This window comes from Cellulomonas olei (assembly GCF_039548315.1).
Lineage (GTDB): Bacteria > Actinomycetota > Actinomycetes > Actinomycetales > Cellulomonadaceae > Cellulomonas.
The window spans coordinates 79,748-97,645 of record NZ_JBCLVN010000027.1; the positions used below are offsets into that span (position 1 = coordinate 79,748).

General features: G+C 76.6%; 13 protein-coding genes and 1 tRNA gene. 7 read left to right on the top strand and 7 right to left on the bottom strand.

Annotated elements, in window-relative coordinates; genetic code table 11:
• Window positions 1-75 precede the first annotated feature (75 nt).
• Window positions 76-1,098, top strand: a complete 1,023-nt coding sequence (locus AAHH18_RS10170) for an aldo/keto reductase (RefSeq protein WP_343301528.1) — start codon at window positions 76-78, stop codon at window positions 1,096-1,098.
• A 133-nt stretch (window positions 1,099-1,231) separates the two neighbouring features.
• On the opposite strand, the gene AAHH18_RS10175 is transcribed toward AAHH18_RS10170, so the two are convergent.
• A tRNA-Met gene (locus AAHH18_RS10175) sits at window positions 1,232-1,305 on the bottom strand.
• 158 nt (window positions 1,306-1,463) lie between these two features.
• Window positions 1,464-4,496, bottom strand: coding sequence for a UPF0182 family membrane protein (locus AAHH18_RS10180; RefSeq protein ID WP_343301529.1), 3,033 nt, complete (start codon window positions 4,494-4,496; stop codon window positions 1,464-1,466).
• A gap of 258 nt (window positions 4,497-4,754) precedes the next feature.
• Here AAHH18_RS10180 and AAHH18_RS10185 point away from each other — a divergent pair, with 258 nt between their 5' ends.
• A complete protein-coding gene (locus tag AAHH18_RS10185) occupies window positions 4,755-5,366 on the top strand; it encodes a PPA1309 family protein (protein WP_343301530.1) in 612 nt (203 codons plus the stop codon).
• 15 nt (window positions 5,367-5,381) lie between these two features.
• Here AAHH18_RS10185 and AAHH18_RS10190 read toward each other — a convergent pair whose 3' ends face one another.
• A complete protein-coding gene (locus tag AAHH18_RS10190; protein WP_343301531.1) occupies window positions 5,382-6,566 on the bottom strand; it encodes a YlbL family protein in 1,185 nt (394 codons plus the stop codon).
• Between the two features lie 141 nt (window positions 6,567-6,707).
• On the opposite strand from AAHH18_RS10190, the gene AAHH18_RS10195 reads away from it, so the two are divergent.
• Window positions 6,708-8,231, top strand: coding sequence for a zinc-dependent metalloprotease (locus AAHH18_RS10195; protein ID WP_343301532.1), 1,524 nt, complete (start codon window positions 6,708-6,710; stop codon window positions 8,229-8,231).
• A 280-nt stretch (window positions 8,232-8,511) separates the two neighbouring features.
• On the top strand, window positions 8,512-12,417 hold the full coding sequence (locus tag AAHH18_RS10200; RefSeq protein ID WP_343301533.1) for an nSTAND1 domain-containing NTPase: 3,906 nt from the start codon (window positions 8,512-8,514) through the stop codon (window positions 12,415-12,417).
• 7 nt (window positions 12,418-12,424) lie between these two features.
• On the opposite strand, the gene AAHH18_RS10205 is transcribed toward AAHH18_RS10200, so the two are convergent.
• On the bottom strand, window positions 12,425-12,961 hold the full coding sequence (locus AAHH18_RS10205; RefSeq protein WP_343301538.1) for a SprT-like domain-containing protein: 537 nt from the start codon (window positions 12,959-12,961) through the stop codon (window positions 12,425-12,427).
• 255 nt (window positions 12,962-13,216) lie between these two features.
• Here AAHH18_RS10205 and AAHH18_RS10210 point away from each other — a divergent pair, with 255 nt between their 5' ends.
• Window positions 13,217-13,375: a DUF5679 domain-containing protein gene (locus tag AAHH18_RS10210; RefSeq protein ID WP_283319617.1), complete on the top strand. Its 159-nt coding sequence runs from the start codon at window positions 13,217-13,219 to the stop codon at window positions 13,373-13,375.
• A gap of 83 nt (window positions 13,376-13,458) precedes the next feature.
• On the top strand, window positions 13,459-14,436 hold the full coding sequence (locus AAHH18_RS10215; RefSeq protein WP_343301534.1) for a ThiF family adenylyltransferase: 978 nt from the start codon (window positions 13,459-13,461) through the stop codon (window positions 14,434-14,436).
• Window positions 14,437-14,458: 22 nt separating this feature from the next.
• Here the strand turns inward: AAHH18_RS10215 and AAHH18_RS10220 are convergent, their stop codons facing one another.
• From AAHH18_RS10220 to AAHH18_RS10230, 3 genes are all read right to left on the bottom strand, one after another.
• Entirely contained in the window at window positions 14,459-14,806 is a 348-nt protein-coding gene (locus AAHH18_RS10220; RefSeq protein ID WP_222170126.1) for a WhiB family transcriptional regulator, read from the bottom strand.
• Between the two features lie 134 nt (window positions 14,807-14,940).
• Window positions 14,941-15,144, bottom strand: coding sequence for a hypothetical protein (locus AAHH18_RS10225; RefSeq protein ID WP_222170127.1), 204 nt, complete (start codon window positions 15,142-15,144; stop codon window positions 14,941-14,943).
• 153 nt (window positions 15,145-15,297) lie between these two features.
• Complete coding sequence (locus tag AAHH18_RS10230; RefSeq protein WP_343301535.1) at window positions 15,298-17,367, bottom strand: ATP-dependent helicase; 2,070 nt, start codon at window positions 17,365-17,367, stop codon at window positions 15,298-15,300.
• A 119-nt stretch (window positions 17,368-17,486) separates the two neighbouring features.
• Here AAHH18_RS10230 and AAHH18_RS10235 point away from each other — a divergent pair, with 119 nt between their 5' ends.
• On the top strand, window positions 17,487-17,753 hold the full coding sequence (locus tag AAHH18_RS10235; protein WP_222170129.1) for a mycoredoxin: 267 nt from the start codon (window positions 17,487-17,489) through the stop codon (window positions 17,751-17,753).
• Window positions 17,754-17,898 lie beyond the last annotated feature (145 nt).

The window sequence follows — 17,898 nt, forward strand, 5'->3', positions numbered from 1 at the left end:
AAGCGGAACAACGTTCCGTATGGTCGGACGATCGAAGCGGAACAACGTTCCGTGACCAGCATACGGGAGGCTCCCATGCAGTACCGCACCCTCGGACGCACGGGCATCAAGGTGACGCCCTACGCGCTCGGCGCCATGATGCTCGGCTCGTTCGGCAACCCCGACCGCCGGGAGGGCATCCGGATCATCCACCGCGCGCTCGACGCCGGCATCAACGTCGTCGACACCGCCGACCGCTACGGCGACTCCGAGGAGGTCGTCGGCGAGGCGCTCCAGGGCCGCCGCGACCAGGTCGTCCTCGCGACGAAGTTCTACGGCCCGGTCGACGACGACGTGAACCACCGAGGCGCCTCGCGACGCTGGATCGTGCAGGCCGTCGAGCGCTCGCTGCGGAACCTGCGCACCGACTACATCGACCTCTACCAGCTCCACCGCCCCGACCCCGACACCGACATCGAGGAGACCCTGTCCGCCCTCACCGACCTCGTCCGGCAGGGCAAGGTCCGCGCGATCGGCTCCTCGTCGATGCGCGGCTCCGAGATCGTCGAGGCGCAGTGGGCGTCGCAGCGCCGCGGGTTCGAGCGGTTCCGCACCGAGCAGCCGAACTACTCGGTCCTCGACCGGGAGATCGAGCGCGAGATCCTGCCCGTGGCGCAGCGCTACGGCATGGGCACCCTCGTGTACAGCCCGCTCGCGGGCGGCACCCTCACCGGCAAGTACCGGGCCGGGCAGGCGAACGACAACTTCCGGGCGGGCACCGGGATGCGCCACTTCCGCGACGAGCGGCGGCTCGCCGCGGTGGAGGAGCTCCTCGCCCTCGCGGACGAGATCGGGATCCCGCTGCCGCACCTGGCGATGGCGTTCGTGATCGCCCACCCCGGCGTGACGTCCGCGCTCATCGGCCCGCGCACCATGGAGCAGCTCGAGGACACCCTGGCCGGCGCCGACGTCGCGCTGTCCGACGAGGTCCTCGACCGGATCGACGCGATCGTGCCGCCGGGCGAGAGCATCGGCGCGATGGACATGGTCTACCGCGGGCCGGAGGTCGCCGACGCCGGCCTGCGGCGCCGTCCGGGGAGCGAGCGCGCGGCGAGGTAGGACCGTCCGCCGCCGCTGCGGTGGCGTCGGCACGATCGGCGAGCCCGACGGACGGGACCGTCGGAGCACGACGAAGGCCCCCAGGGAGTCCCTGGGGGCCTTCGTCCAGACCGGCTCGCGCCGTCCTGGTGAGTAGCGGGGGCAGGATTTGAACCTGCGACCTCTGGGTTATGAGCCCAGCGAGCTACCGAGCTGCTCCACCCCGCGTCGGTGATGTCTACGTTACGCCAGCGTGTCGCCAGGGCCAAATCGGGGCGTGGTGCGCTCGGTCACAGCTCCCCCGCCGCAGGCCGTCCCACCACCGGCCGGGACGACGACGGGCCGGCCCCCGCAGGAGCCGGCCCGTCGTCGTACGCCTGCGCCGGTCAGCCCCCGGCGTTCAGGTCGTTGTCGGCGGCCACGGCCGCGTCCAGCGCCTCCTGGAGCCGGTCCTGGGCCTCGCCGTAGGCGGCGAAGTCGCCGTCCGCGAGGGCCCGCTGACCGTCGAGGATCGCCTGGTTGGCGTCCTCGAGCGCCTGGCTGAGGCGGGTCTGCGCGTCCGCGCTGTCGCCGCCGTCCGCGGGCTGGGTGGGCGTCGGCGCCGGGGTGGCGGTGCCGTCACCCGTGTCGCCGCCGGTGTCCCCACCGGTGTCGCCGTCGGTGGGCGGCGGGGCGATGTCGTTGCCGGCGTCGCCCGCCTCGGTGCCGTCGTCCCCGCCGAACACCTGGTCCAGCGCCTCGTCGAGCGTGCTGGCGAACCCGATCTCGTCGCCGAACGCCACGAGCACGCGCTGCAGCAGCGGGAACTGGGTGCCGGTGGCCGCCTGGACGTACACGGGCTGCACGTACAGCAGGCCGCCGCCGACGGGCAGCGTGAGCAGGTTGCCCTGGATGACCTCGGAGTCGCCCTGCCGCAGCAGGTTGAGCTGCTGGGAGACCTCGGGGTTCGACGTGAAGTTGTTGTTCATCTGGTTGGGCCCGGGCACCGTGGAGTCACGCGGCAGCTCGAGCAGCCGGATCTGGCCGTAGCCGTCCGCGGGCTCACCGGCGGTGGACCCCGCCTCGGCGTCGACCGCCACGTACCCGGTGAGCACGTCGCGGGCGTTCGCACCGGCCGGCACGTACGACGACATGAGGGAGAACGCCGCGGCGTCCTGCCCAGGCATCTCGAGCGTCAGGTAGTACGGCGGCTGCGCGACGTTCTGGTCCCCGGCGGTCGGGTCGTTCGGCGTGCGCCACGCGTCGTTGCCGGAGAAGAACTGGCCCGGGTCCGTCACGTGGTACGTGCCGAGCAGGGTGCGCTGCACCTTGAACAGGTCCTCGGGGTACCGGATGTGGTTCATGAGCTCGGAGCTGATCTCCGACACCGGCGAGAGCGACGTGTCGAACACCTTGCTCCACGACTGGAGCACCGGGTCCTCGGCGTCCCAGGCGTAGAGGGTGACCGAGCCGTCGTAGGCGTCGACCGTGGCCTTCACCGAGTTGCGGATGTAGTTCACCGTCTCGGGCTGCAGGGCCTCGATCGTCGCGGACGCCTGCGTGAGGGAGTCGGTCGTCGCGTCCTCGAGGGACTGCGCGGCGGCGTACGGGTACTGGTCCGAGGTGGTGTACCCGTCGACGATCCACTTGACCCGGCCGTCGACCACCGCGGGGTACACGCGGCCGTCGAGCGTCAGGTACGGGGCGACCTTCTGCACGCGGTCCACCGGGTTGCGGTCGTAGAGGATCTGCGACTCGGGGGTCACGCGCTCGGAGAACAGGATCTGCTCGGAGCCGAACTTGATGGCGTAGAGCAGCTTGTTCCACAGGGAGCCGATGGACGGGCCGGCCGAGACCTCGTCGGTCGGGAACGAGGTGTTCACGGCGCCGCCGGACTCGTCGTCCGGGTAGTCCAGCTCCCACTCCTGGCCGTCGGGCGCGCCGACGATGGAGTACGTCGGGGAGCTCTGGCCGAAGTAGATCCGCGGCTCGTACTCCCCCATCTGGCCGGACGACGGGATGCCGCCCTCCCAGAACGCGGGCGCGCCGGTCGACGTCGTGGTGTTGCCGTACGCGGCGACGACGCCGAAGCCGTGCGTGTACACGGTGGTGTCGTTGGTCCAGTTGCGGCGCTGCGCGTCCAGGCCCTCCAGGTCGAGCTCGCGGACGGCGATGACGGTGTCGCGGCTCTCGTCCTCGATGTCGTACCGGTCGACGGACAGCGTGTCGGGGAACGAGTAGAACCCGCGGATCTGCTCGAGCTGCCGGAACGAGTCGGAGACGACCTGCGGGTCGAGCAGGCGGATCGACGCCGTGGTCTCGGCGTCCTCGCGCAGCGCGCCCGGCTCGGCCGTCACGCTCGCGTCGTAGTCGGTGATCTCCACGTCCTGGAGGTCGTACGCCGCGAGCGTCGCGTCGATGTTGCGCTGGATGTACGGCGCCTCGGCGTCCTGCTGGTTCGGGTTCACCTGGAACCGCTGGACGACCGCCGGGTAGATGCCGCCGATGGCGATGGCGGACACCACCATGACGCCGACGCCGAGCGCCGGGATCCGCCACGTGCCGCGCACCGCGGTGACCACGAACATCACGGCCACGAGCAGGGCGACGACCGCCAGGATGCCCTTGGACGGGATCACGGCGTTCACGTCGGTGTACGACGCGCCCTCGAACCGGTCGCCCTCGCGCGTGAGGATCGAGTACCGGTCGAGGAAGTAGTTGGCGGCGATGAGGACCATGAGCACCGCCGCGATCGACGACAGGTGCACGCGGGCCGCGCGGGTCATCCGCGGCGCGGCGCTGGAGCCGCCGACCCGGAAGCCGCCGTACAGGTACTGCGTCGCGACCGCGGCGATGCCGGCGAGCACGGTGACGGCCATGAGGAAGCTGACGACGAACCGCATGCCGGGCAGCTCGAACATGTAGAACGAGAGGTCCATGCCCCACTGCGGGTCCTTCGTGCCGACCGTCGTGCTGTGCAGCCAGAGCTGGATGGTGCTCCACTGCTGCGACGCGGCGATGCCGGCGAACAGGCCGAGGATCGCGGGCCCCGCGACGAGCACGACCCGGCGCAGCGGCTCGATCGCCTCGCGGTAGGAGTCGAGGCTGATCTGCTCCTGGTTGGACGGCGCGTACACGGGCCGGGTGCGGTAGCCGACCGCGAGGCTGGCGAACACCGCCCCGCCCATGACGAGGAACCCGGCGACGAACAGCGCGGCGCGGGTCAGCCACTGGGTCCACAGCACCTGGGAGAACCCGAGCTGGTCGAACCACAGCACCTCGGTCCAGACCTGGGCGAGGACGAGCACCGCGAGCACCACGAGGGCGAGCACGACGACCGTGACGGCGATGGGGCTCGGGCGGCGGCGGCCGGCCCCGCGGGGCGGCCGGGGCGGGCGCGGTCCCCGCGGTGGTCGGGCGGACGGGTTGGCGAAGGTCACGGCCTTGAGGTCCTCGTCGTCGGGTACGGGGTGGAGCGTGCACGCACCGGGCACACCCGGCGCACACGCTGGGCACAACGCGCCAGGTGGCACCCAGGTTCCCACACGCCGGACGGCCCGGGCCGGTGGTCCCCAGCCGCCCTCGGCGTCGGCACCGGCGCGCAGGCACCGGCCACCGCCCCGCGCCGCGCTCCCCGGGCCTCCGTGCCCCCGTGCCCCCGGGCCGGTGCGGGACCCGTGGGTGCGAGGATGGCGGGCGTGAGCGACGCACCGCAGACCCCCGACGCCCCGCAGCCCGACCCGACGGCCTCCGCCCCGGCGCCGGCCGGCCCCGAGGGCCCGGCGCAGCGCGCGCTCGCCGAGGCCGTCACCGAGATCGAGCGGCACGTGGCGACCGGCGGCTGGGACGGGCCGGTGCGCGTGTTCGCCCTGGTGCGCACGCAGGCCGCGCTCGACGCCGAGCCCGCGCTCGCGTCGCAGCTCCCGCCGGCGGTGCTGGCCGCCGCCGCGTCGGACGCCGACCACCTGACGTCCGTCGAGCAGGAGGGCCTGCCGGCGAGCGACGACCTGGAGGGGCTGCTCGGTGCGATCGCGTGGCCCGACGGCGTGGACGGCGCGGCGCTGACGGTCGAGCGGATCGTGCTGCCCCCCGAGGCCGAGCGGGACCTGCCCGCCGACCCCGACCAGGCCCTGTCCGCCCTCCTCGCGCACCCGCAGCGGCAGGACGTGCGCCTCGCGGTCGGGGTGCTGCGCGACGGGCCGTCCTGGTGCGCCGTGCGCCAGCGGGCGGCCGACCGGGACGACGCGGTGGGCCAGGGCGCCGACGTGGTGCCGGGGCTGGTCGAGGCGCTGCGCGCGACCTTCGCCTGACGCCGCCCGGGGCGCTCAGCCCTCGGCGCCGCCCGCCGTGCAGGTCGGCAGGTCGCCGGTCTCGCCCGCCCCGATCGCCGCGACGGCCTCCCGGGCCTCGTGCAGCGTGCTGATGCGCACGACGTCCAGGCCGTCCGGCACGTGCCCGACGACCTCGTCGCAGTTGTCCGCCGGCGCCAGGAACCAGCGCGCCCCGTCCCGCAGCGCGCCGGCCATCTTCTGCCGGATCCCGCCGATGGGACCGACGTCGCCGTTGAGGTCCATCGTCCCGGTGCCGGCGATGACCTGCCCCGCCGCCTCGTCCTCGGGCGTCAGCCGGTCGATGATCCCCAGCGCGAACATCGTGCCCGCGCTGGACCCGCCGATCCGGTCGATCTGGATGCTCACGTCCACCGGCGGGTCGAACTCCGGGTCGATGAAGACGCCGAGCTGGCTGCCGTCGCCGTCCTCGCGCTCGCCGGTCACGACGTCGAGGTCGACGTCCGCGCCGTCGCGCCGGACGCCGAGCGTCACGGTGCTCCCCGGCTCGGTGCCCGCGAGCAGGTCGATGAGCTGGCCGTACGACGTGAGCGGCGTGCCGTCGAAGTCGAGCAGCACGTCACCGGGCTCGACGACGCCCTCGGCGCCGGACCCCGGGACGGCGTCGTGCACGGTCAGGGTGACCGGCACCTCGTACCCGAGCTCCTCCAGCGCGGCGACCGTCGCGTTCTCCTGCGAGGACACCATCTGGGCCTCGTTCTGCTGGTCGAGCTGCTCCTGCGTGGCGTCCTGCGGGAACACCGTCTCGACGGGGACGACGAGCTGCGAGGGGCTGACCCAGCCCGCCAGCACCCCCAGCACGCTCGAGGGGTACCCCGGGCCGCCGGTCGTCGACACCGTGGTCAGCCGCAGCTCCCCGGTCGCGTCGTAGGTCGGCGCGCCCTCGATGGTGATGAGCTCGGTGCCGTCGTGCGAGCCCAGCGTGTCGAGGGTCGGCCCCGGCGAGTTCACCGCGTACGGCACCGGCATGAGCAGCAGGACCACCAGCAGCACCGCCGCGGCGAGCGTCCCCCCGGACAGCAGCACCGCGCGCCGGGTCACCGGCGGCGCCGCGGGCACGTCGGGGGCGGCGTCGGGGGCGGCAGGGTCCGTGACGGGGCCGGTGAGGGCGTCGTCCCCCGCGGCGGACGGCTCCGGCGGCAGGTCGGGCTGGGCGTGCACCGGACGATCATGCCCCACCCCGCTGTGCGCGGGACGGCCGGGGCGGGCGCCGTGCGCCCTGAGCGAACCGCGGCGGCTGCCCGGTCACGCTGCCGGAGGCGGTGGTTACGGTGGCACCACCACGAGCCCCGGGAGCACCGCATGACCTCCGACGACCCGCGCCAGCCCGAGCCCACGGGCGGATCCGCCTGGGAGCAGATGCTGCGCCAGATGTTCGGCCCCGACGCGGACGAGGCGCTGCGCCAGATGCGGGAGCAGGGCCTCGACCCGGCCGAGATGGCGCGGGCCTCCGGCCTGCCGGACGACCCGGCGCTGGTGGACCAGGTCGTCGCCCAGGTGCAGCGGATGCTCGCGGGCAGCGGGGACGGCCCCGTGAACTGGGACGTCGCGCACGACCTGGCGCGGCAGGTCGCCGTGCAGGGCGGCGACCCGACCGTCAGCCCCGCCGAGGCCCGCCACGCCGCGGACGCGCTCGGCGTCGCCGAGCTCTGGCTGGACGCCGCGACCGACCTGCCGCCCGCCGGCGGCCGGGTGCGCGCCCTGTCCCGCTCCGAGTGGGTCGAGCAGACGCTGCCGACGTGGCGGACGCTCACCGAGCCGGTGGCGACGTCCATGTCCACCGCCCTGGCCACCACGCTCGCCGACCAGCTCCCGGGCCAGCTGCCCGAGGGCCTCGCGCTGCCGGCGGGGATGGGCGGCGGCGCGCTCGACCCCGCCGCGATGATGCGCCAGCTCGGTGCGCTGGTGTTCGGCATGCAGGTCGGTCAGGCGGCCGGCTCGCTGTCCCGCGAGGTGTTCGGGCTGACCGACGTCGGGCTGCCGCTCGTCGCGGAGCCCGCGACCGCGCTGGTGCCGCGGAACGTCGCCGAGTTCGCCGACGGGCTGGACGTGCCGCTCGAGGAGGTCCGGCTGTTCCTCGCCCTGCGCGAGGCCGCCCACGCCCGCCTCTTCACGCACGTCACCTGGCTCCGCGGGCACCTGCTGGCGGCCGTGGACGCGTACGCGCGCGGGATCAGCATCGACCTCGAGAGCCTCGAGGAGTCGGTGCGCTCCATCGACCCCACCGACCCGGCCGCGCTGCAGGGAGCGCTGTCGTCCGGGGTGTTCGCGCCGCAGACCACGCCCGAGCAGCAGGCCGTCCTCGCCCGGCTGGAGACCGCGCTGGCGCTCGTCGAGGGCTGGGTGGACGAGGTCGTCGCCACCGCCGCGCTCCCCCACCTGCCGCACAGCGTCGCGCTCCGCGAGATGATCCGCCGCCGCCGGGCCGCGGGCGGTCCCGCCGAGCAGACGTTCGCCACGCTCGTCGGCCTGGAGCTCCGCCCGCGCCGCTCCCGGGACGCCGCCGCGCTGTGGGCGCACATCGCCCGCGAGCAGGGTCCCGCCGCGCGCGACGCCGTGTGGGACCACCCGGACCTGCTGCCGACCGCCGAGGACCTGGACGACCCCACCGGCTACGCCACCCGTCGCGCCGCCGCCGAGGACGAGCACGCCGACCTCGACCGCGCGCTCGCGGAGATCCTCGACGAGGACGGGACGGGCACCGCGGGACCCACCGGCGGGGGCACCTCCGAGGACCGGCCCGGGGCGGACGGCACCACGGACGCCGACGGAGGCTCCGACGGCGACGGCGACGGCGACGCCGACGGGGGCGGAGCGGCGCGCTGAGCGTCACGAGGGGCGACGAGCGTCCCCGGCGGGGCCCCGGCCCGGCCCGCGCGCCACGTGCCCGGCGGTCCGCGGGCGGCGCGCTGCCGGCGTCCTGACGGGACCGCGCCCACGCCCCCCTGCGGCGCAGGCGTCCGGCCACGCCGCCCCCAGCGTCACCCGCGCGCACCGGCGCGCGGAACCTCGCGCGGCGTTCGGGACCGTTCGGGCATTCCCGCCACCCGGGCCTGGGCCCAACCTCCCGGGGACCGACCCGTGACGGGACGTACGGTGTGCCGCGATGGACACCGAGGACGTGCCCGCGGGACCCGCGCCGCAGCCCCGCGCCGCCGCGCAGGAGCACCCCGCCGCCGCACAGGAGCAGCCCGCCGCCGCGCAGGAGGACCGGGACGGGCAGGACGCGTCGGGCCGGTCCGGCGGCCTCCCCGGCGGCCCCGGCTCCGTCGACGACCGCGCGGGTCTCGCCCGGGCGCTGACCGGGCTGCGGGAGCGCGCCGGGCTGAGCGTGCGGGACGTGGCCCGGCTGGCCGGCCTGCCCCTGGGGACCGCCGGAGGCTACCTGTCCGGCCGGCACCTGCCGCAGCCGGCGACCGTGGGGCAGTTCGAGCGGATGCTCGCCGCGCTCGGGGTGCCGGAGCCGGAGCGCGCGGGGTGGGTGGCCCTCGTCGGCCGGCTGCGCCGCGCCCCGGGTCCGCGCCCGGCGTCGGCGCAGGCGCCGTACCGCGGCCTGGCGCCGTACGACGTCGCGCACGCGGCGCTGTTCGTCGGCCGGGAGGCCGCGGTGGACGACCTGGTGGCGCGGGTCGCGGACGCCGGGGCCGGTCCGGTCGTGGTGCTCGCCGCCTCCGGGTCGGGCAAGTCGTCGCTGCTGCGCGCCGGGCTGGTGGCGCGGCTGCGGGAGACCGGTGACGTGGCCGTCGTGACCACGCCGGGCGACGACCCGCCGCCGGACGCCCTCGTGGCGGCGACGGGCGCGCGCGTCCTCGTGGTCGACCAGCTCGAGGAGGCGCTGCTCGCCCCGGACGGGGGCGCGGCGCTGCTGGACGGGCTCGGGGCGCTGCACGCGGCCGGGACGACGGTGGTGCTCGGCCTGCGCGCCGACGTGGTGGACCGCGCCCTCGCGCACGACGGCCTGGCGCGCTGGTTGGCGGACCGGCCGGTGCTGGTGGCACCGCTCACGCCCGCCGACCTGCGCCGCGTCGTCGAGGAGCCGGCCCGCCGCGTCGGGCTGGACGTCGAGGAGGCCCTGGTCGACGTGCTGGTCGCCGACGCGACGTCCGGCGCCTCGGCGGCGGGACGCGGGACGCTCGACCCCGGTGTGCTGCCGCTGGTGTCCCACGCGCTGTACGCGACGTGGCGCGCCGCGTCCGGTCGCCGGCTCACGCTCGCGCAGTACCGGGCGGTGGGCGGCCTGGGCGGGGCGATCGCCCAGACGGCGGAGGGCGTCGTCGGGGGCTGGCCACCGGAGCGGCTGGCGGTCGCCCGGCGCGTCCTGCTCGGCCTGGTCCACGTGCGCGACCACCACGTCGCGGGCCGCCCGGTCGCGCTGGACGACCTCGCGGGCACGTCCGCGGCCGGCGACGCCGCGGACGCCCCGGGCCGGGCCGCCACCGTGGAGGTGGTCGACGCTCTCGTCGCCGCGCGCCTGCTCACCGCCGACCGCGGGCACGTCCGCCTGGCGCACGAGGCGCTGCTCACGGCGTGGCCCCGCCTGGCCGGGTGGATCGAGGACGACAGGGAGGCGCTGCGGCTGCACGGCCGGCTGGCGGAGGCCGCGCGGCACTGGGACGACGCGGGCCGCGACCCCGACCTCGAGCTGCGCGGTGTGCAGCTCGAGGCGGCGCTGGCGTGGCGCACGGGGGGCGGGGCGGCGACCGCCGTCGAGAACGCGTACCTCGACGCGAGCCGCGGGTCCCGGGACCGGCAGGCTGCGGCGCAGCGGCGCTCGGCCCGCCGGCTCCGCGTGCTCTCGGCCGGGCTCGCCGTGCTCACGGTGAGCACCGCGGTGCTCGCAGGCGCTGCCGCGGCCCAGTCCCGGACCCGGGAGCGGGAGCGGGACCTGGCGGTCTCCCGGCAGCTCGCGGTCACGGCGCAGTCGCTCGCCGCGACGGACCCCGACCTGTCCGCGCAGGTGGCCGCCGCGGCGCTGGCGACGGCCGGCACCCTCGAGGCACGGTCCGCCCTGCTGTCCACGACGGGCACGGCCGTCCCCGCCCGGCTCGGGTCGGTGGGCGCGCTCGTCAACGCCGTCGCCGTCAGCCCCGACGGCGCGCTGCTCGCCGCGGCCACCGACGGGTCGGCCGTGGCGCTGTGGGCGCTGGGCGACGAGCCGCACCCCGTGGGCGAGCTGCCCGTCGACGACGGCGCGCTCTACGCGGTCGCGTTCACGCCGGACGGACGCGGGCTGCTGGCCGGGGGCGACGCGGGGCTGCTGCGCGCCTGGTCGGTCGAGGACCCGGACGACCCCCGGCCGCTGCCCGTCGCGGGGCCGGCGGCGGGTGCGACGCTGTACGACCTCGCGGTCGACGACGGGGTGGTCGCGGCGGGCGCGTCCGACGGGACGGTCCACCTGTGGACCGTCGGCCCCGGCACCGGCCCGACGGCGCCCGAGCCCGCCGCCGTCCTGCCGGTGGCGCCCGGTGGCGCCACCCAGGCGGTCGCGCTCCGGGACGGCGTGCTCGCCGCGGGTGGGTCCACCGGCGCGCTCACCCTCTGGGACGTCCGCGACCCCGCCGCCCCGGCCGCGGCCGCCCCGGGCCTGCCCCTCGGCGAGGCCCCCGTCGCCGCCCTCGCGTGGTCCCCCGACGGGACGACGCTGGCGGCCGGGACGACCGCCGGCGTGGTGCACGTCGTGGACGCCCGCGACCCGGCGGCACCCGAGGTGGGCACGACGCTCACCGGTCCGGCGTCGTGGGTGAACGACGTGGCGTTCAGCCCGGACGGCGGGCTGCTGGCCGCCGCCGGCTCCGACCAGCGGCTGTGGGTCTGGGACCTGGCGACGGGCGCCGTCGCGGGCGGGGCGGCGAGCCCGACCACGCTGCTCGCCGCCCGCTGGTCGCCCGACGGCGGCGCGGTCTACGCCTCGGGGGCCGACGGCGTGCTGCGCGAGTGGGTGCAGCCGGGCCCGGTGCTCGCCGGGTTCGCGTCCATCCCCGGGCAGGGCGCCTTCGGCACGGTGGCCGGCGCACCGCTGGTGGTGACCAGCACGACGGACGGCGTCCACGTCTGGGACGTCACCGACCCGGCCCGCGCCCGCCACCGCGGGTCCGCGGCACCCCCGCGCGACGCCCGGCTGGACGGGGCCGTGGCCGTCTCGGACGCCCTGGGCATCGCCGTCGTGGGTGACACGACGGGCGGGATCCACGCCTACGACCTGCGCGACCCCGGCGCCCCCGTGCTGCTCGGCTCCGCGCACGCCCACACCGACTGGGTCGACACGGTGGCGTTCGACGCGACTGGCACGCGGCTCGCGGCGTCCTCCGACGACGGGACCGTCACGACGTGGGACCTCTCCGGCGGCGTCGCGGACGGTCTCCCCGCCACGCCCACCGGGCGGGTGGGCGACCTCGGCGGCGCCGTGTACGTGGTGGCGTTCTCCCCCGACGGCGGCACGCTGGTCGCCGCCGTGCTGTCGGGCTCCGTGCGGCTGCTGGACGTCCGCGACCTCGCCGCCCCGCGACCGCTGGGCGACCCCGTGACCGGACCGGCGGGCTACGTGTACTCCGCCGCGTACAGCCCGGACGGCCGCACCGTCGCCGCCACGGGCAACGACGGCACGGTGTGGCTGTGGGACGTGGAGGACCCTGCCGCGCCCGACCCGCTCGGCCCGCCGCTGCGATGGGGTGAGGGCTACGGCACCAACTCCGCCTTCTCCCCGGACGGGCACCGGCTGGCCGTCGGCCGCACCGACGGGACCGTGCGGGTGTGGGACGTGACGGACCCCGCACACCCCACCCGCTGGGCGAGCCTGTCGGGCGCCGACGGGACGGTGTACGGCGTGGAGTTCTCCCCCGACGGTACGCACCTCACCGCGGCGGCCGCGGACCGCACGGCGCGGGTGTGGGACCTCACCGTCGAGGGGGCGCTCGGCCGGGTCTGCGCGACCGCCACGCGCGGGACGTCCCTGTCCGACGACGAGTGGGAGCGCCTGGCGGGCGAGGTGGACCGCCCGCAGGCCTGCCGGTGAACGGCGCTCAGTCCGCCTCGGGGTCCGGCTCGGGCTCCGCGTCCGGCCCGTCGACGGGGTCGCCGGGGGCGCGCTCGGCGAACGAGTAGCCCTCGAGGAACCCCCGCGCCCGCTCCGTGCGCGGGTACGTGGTCAGCTCGGCCCAGAACTCCGGCCCGTGCCCCGCGTGCAGCAGGTGCGCGAGCTCGTGCAGCAGCACGTAGTCGGTCACCCACGACGGCATGCCGCGCAGCCGGTCGGACAGCCGGATGCTGCCGTCCGCCACCGTGCAGGACCCCCACCGCCGGCCCTGGTTGTCGGACCACCGCACGCTCGACGGGACCGCGCGCCCGCCCAGGTAGCGCGCCGACAGCTCCGACGCCCGCCGCACGAGCTGGTCGTCGGACGGCCGGCGGCGCTGCTCCTGCGTGGCGAGCCGGTCGAGCATGCGGCGCACCCACTCGCGCTCCTGCGCGCGCGTGAACCGGGCGGGGATGGCGACGATCGTCCGGCCGCCCTCGCGGTAGGCCGTCACCGTCCGCGACCGGCGGCGCGAGCGGCGCACCTCGACGGGGCCGAGGCGGGGGTCCGGGTCGCCGGCCGGCGCGGCTCCGGGCGCGGCCGAGGCAGCCGGGACGCCCGGCACCGGGTGGTGCTCCCTCGACGGCTGCACGACCAGCACGGTAGCCGGTCGGGGTCGGGCGATCGAGCGACGTCCCGGGTCCGGCGGGCCGGAACTCCTGCCGGACCACCCCGGTGGCGTGGATACTGGCCCGGGCGCCGGGCTCCCGGCGTGCCACCACGAGACGAGGAGTGCGACATGGCCGAGACCTACGCCGGCGAGTTCTACTGCGTGAAGTGCAAGGAGAAGCGCCAGGCCGAGGGCGAGGTCGTCGTGTCCGAGTCCGGGCGCCGCATGGCCAAGGCGACGTGCCCGGTGTGCGGCACCAAGCTGAACCGCATCCTCGGCAAGGCCTGACCGACCCGTCCTGTGGACGACGGCTCCACCCCCCGTCCCGCGTGCCACCGTGGTGGTGACCGACGGGACGGGGGTGGGACGCCGTGCAGCTCAGAGCGGGGCTCCGCGTGGTCCGGCGCGCACCGGACGAGGTGCAGCTCGGCACGGACACCCGCTGGGCGGTCCGGGTCAGCGGGCTGACGCCCGAGCAGGCGGACCGGCTGGCACGCGCCGGCGACCGCCGGCTCGACCCGTGGCTGCCCGCCGAGCTGCTCGAGGACCTCGCCGCGGCCGGCACGCTCCGGCCCCGGCGCCCGCGTGAGGCCCGCGTGCTCCCGGCATCGGCGCCGGACGTGCACGCCTACGCCCTGACCCGCGCGCACGAGGACGGCGGGGACGTCCTGCGTGCCCGGGCCCGCGCGACGGTGGCCGTCGCCGGGCTCGGTCGCACGGGCCTCGCCCTGGCGCAGTCGCTCGCGGCGGCGGGTGTCGGTGCGCTCGTCCTCGACGACGCCGCCCCGGTCCGCCCGTCCGACGTCGGCACGGGCGCGGGCGAGGCGGACGTCGGCCGGCCCCGGGACGAGGTGGCCGCCGGCCTGCTGCGCGCGGCCGCCCCGCACGTGCGGCTGCGGCCGGCCGGTCGCACGGCACCCGACGTCGCCGTGACCGTGGCCGCGGACGTCGCCGACCCCGGCACCGCGCTGCACCTGCTGACCACCGGCGTCCCGCACCTGGCGGTCGTCCTGCGGGAGGCCGACGCGCTCGTCGGGCCGTTCGTGCGGCCGGGGTCCGGGCTGGCGTGCGTGCGCTGCCTCGACCTGCACCACGCCGACGCCGACCCGGCGTGGCCGCTGGTGCTCGCCCAGCTCGGCCTCCGCGAGCGGGGCGACCGCGCGGGCGTCCCCGCTGCGCTCGCGCACGTCGCCGCCGGGCTCGCGACGGCGGAGGTGCTGACCCACCTGGACGGCGGGACGCCGCGGACGGCGGGCGCCCGCTACGAGGTCGCGCTGCCGGCGGTGGAGCCCCGGAGACGACGGTGGGCGGCGCACCCGGACTGCGGGTGCGCCGCCCTCGCGACGTGACACGGCGGACGGCCGCCGGTTCTCAGGCCGCCGGGCTGGCGTCCTTGCGGGGCCGGCCGCGGCCGCGCTTGACGGCGACGACCTGGCCCCCGACGAAGACCTCCCCGCCCCAGACGCCCCACGGCTCCTGGCGCTCCACGGCGCCGGCGAGGCAGCCCTCGAGCAGCGGGCAGGTCCGGCACAGCGCCTTGGCCTGCTCGACCTCGGCGGTGCGCTCGGCGAACCAGAGCTCCGGGTCGTTCGACCGGCACGGGATGAGCCCGGCGACGAGGGCGTCGAACTGCACGTCGGCGGCGCTGGCGTTCTCGGCGGGGGGCCAGGGTCCGGAACCGCCCTGGTTGACCGTGTCGAGCAGCGTGGTGAGCCGCACGGTGTCCTCCTGATGACTGACGAGGTGAGACGAGGGAGCGGGTGGATCCCGCGTCTCGCCCCTCCCGCAGCGGGAGAAGGACGAAGGCCGTGGAATCCGGTGGACTCCACGGCCTGGTCGGCTCGGTCATCGACTCAGATGACCGGACCTCCAGGGAGGGAGTCGGGGGCGAGCGACAGATCGCGCTTGCGCAGCCGGGGAGCGCCGCCGAGCGCCGGGCCGAAGCCGGTGCCGCGGACGGCGGCGGACACAGTGGTCCCCTGGTGCGTGCCGGGGGTCGGTGCCAGGTACGGCAGCGCGAACGCGCCCACGCCGATCTCGTTGATCATGATCTTCACCGCACCTCACCTCCTCCGGGTTCGCGGGCCGGCTGCTCGCACAGCGCGGCCTTCCATCAGGACTCGATCACCGTAGAGGGGCCCGCCCGGGGCGCACAACCGAATTACCGGAGAAACTTCCGGCGGGACCCGCAGGTCCCCCGTCCGGCCCCCTCAGCGCGACGTCGTCACACCGTCCGCCGGGGCTCCGGAGGCCCCGGACGCGCCCGCTCCACCACCGCGCCCGGCGACGAGCGCGAGCAGCTCCGGCCCGTACCGGTCGATCTTCGCCGGCCCGATGCCCTGCACGCGCGCGAGCTCGGGCACGCTCGACGGCCGCAGCTCCGCGATCGCCGCGAGGGTCGCGTCCCCGAGCACCGTGTACGACGGCTTCGACGTGCGGCGCGCGAGGTCGGCGCGCCACGCGTGCAGCGCGGCGAGCAGCTCGGGGTCCGCGTCCCCGGTGAGGCGCGGGGCCGAGCGGGCCCGTCCGTCGCCGAACCGCGCGCGGCCCTCCTGCGGCCACAGGCCGTCCAGGAACCGGGAGCGGCGGCGCGTGGCCCGCCCACCCGGCGTGCGCGACCGCGCGTACGAGAGCTCCAGGTGCGCGCGGGCGCGGGTGATGCCGACGTAGAGCAGCCGCCGCTCCTCCGCGACGTCGCCCGCCGTGTCGGCCGACGCCCACGGGACCAGTCCCTCGGACAGGCCCGTGAGGAACACGGCGTCCCACTCGAGGCCCTTGGCGGCGTGCAGCGAGGCGAGCGTCACGCCCTCGACGGTGGGGGCGTGCTGCGCGGCCGCGCGCTCGTCGAGGTCCGCGACGAGGTCGGCGACGGTCGCCGTTCCGCCGGTGCGCGCGGCGGCCGCCGCGAGGTCGTCCGCGAGCGCCACCAGCGCGTGCAGGGTGTCCCACCGCTCGCGCGACGCACCGCGCGCCGCGGGCGGCTCGTCGGACCAGCCGGCGGACCGCAGCGCGTCGCGGACGGTCTCCGGCATCGGGGTCTCCGGGTCCGCCGCGAGCGCCGCGCCGCGCAGCCGCACGATCGCGTCGCGGACCTCCTGCCGGGCGAAGAACCGCTCGCCGCCGCGCAGCACGTACCCGATGCCCACCGCGGCGAGCGCCTGCTCGAACGCCTCGGACTGCGCGTTGGTGCGGTACAGCACCGCGATCTCGCTGGGCCGCGTCCCGGCGGCGACCAGCCGCCCGATGCGGGTCGCGACGCCGGCGGCCTCCGCCTCGTCGTCGTCGTACACGGCGAACCGGACCGGGCCCGCCGACGGCCGCTGCGCGACGAGCTCCAGCGGCTCCCAGCGCGCGGAGCGGTCCTTCGGGGCCCGGCGCAGCACCTCGTTCGCGAGCCCGACCACCTGGGGCGTCGAGCGGTAGTCGCGCACGAGGCGCACGACCTGGGCCTGCGGGTGCTCGGCGGTGAACCGCGTCAGGTAGTGCGGCGTCGCGCCGGCGAACGAGTAGATCGTCTGGCTCGGGTCGCCGACCACGCACAGCTCGTCGCGCCCGCCGAGCCACTGCTCGAGCAGGAACTTCTGCAGCGGGGAGATGTCCTGGTACTCGTCGACGACGAACCGGCGGTACTGGCGCCGCACCTCGTCGGCGACGGCGCCGTTCTCGACCAGCATCCCGGCGAGCAGCCAGAGGATGTCCTCCATGTCCATGACGCCGCGCGCGTCCTTGGCGTCCTCGTACGCCGTGATGAGCCGCGCGACCGCGTGGTGGTCGTGCCCCGCCGGCGCGGGCCGGTCCGCGGCGGCTGCCGCGCGCACGTAGTCCTCGGCGGTGATGCGCGAGACCTTCGCCCACTCGATCTCCGACGCGAGGTCCCGCACCGAGACGCGGTCCACCGCCAGGCCCAGCCGGTGGCAGGCGTCGGCGACCACGGGCGCCTTCTGCGCGAGGACGGACGGCACGGCCCCGCCCACGACCTTCGGCCAGAAGTAGCGGAGCTGGCGCAGCGCGGCGGAGTGGAACGTCCGCGCCTGGACGCCCGCGACGCCGAGGTCCCGCAGCCGGGTGCGCATCTCGCCCGCGGCGCGCGCGGTGAACGTCACCGCGAGCACGCTGGTCGGCGCGTACGCCCCCGTCCGCACGCCGTACGCGATGCGGTGGGTGATGGCGCGCGTCTTGCCCGTCCCCGCGCCCGCGAGCACGCACACCGGCCCGGTCAGCGCACGGGCGACCTCGCGCTGGTCGGGGTCGAGGGCGTCGAGCAGGTCGTCGGCAGGCATCGCCCCGATCCTCGCACCCCGCACCGACAGGTCGCGCCGTCGTCCCCAGGTCCGGGAAGATGACGCGGCCCCCCGGCGTTGCCCCGGTGGCACGACCGACCGACCGACGAAGGCTGACGATGACCACCACGCAGGACCTGCCCGCCGCGGGCACCGTGACGATGTACTCGACGACCTGGTGCGGCTACTGCCGCCGGCTCAAGACGCAGCTCGACTCCGCGGGCATCGCGTACAGCGAGGTCGACATCGAGCAGCAGCCGGACGCCGCGGCGTTCGTCGAGCAGGTCAACGGCGGCAACCAGACGGTGCCCACCGTGCTGTTCCCGGACGGCAGCGCGGCGACGAACCCGTCGCTGGTGCAGGTGAAGGAGCGCCTCGGCGCCTGACGCCGCCGCGCGGCACGGCCGGCGGACCCCGGCGGGCCCGAGGGGTGGGCGCGCCTCGCCCCGAGGGGTGGGCCGGCTGCGCCCCGCAGGGTTCAGCGCGCCGTGCCCCGGGGCCGCCGCCCGTCGGCCGGCGCCGGCGGGGCCG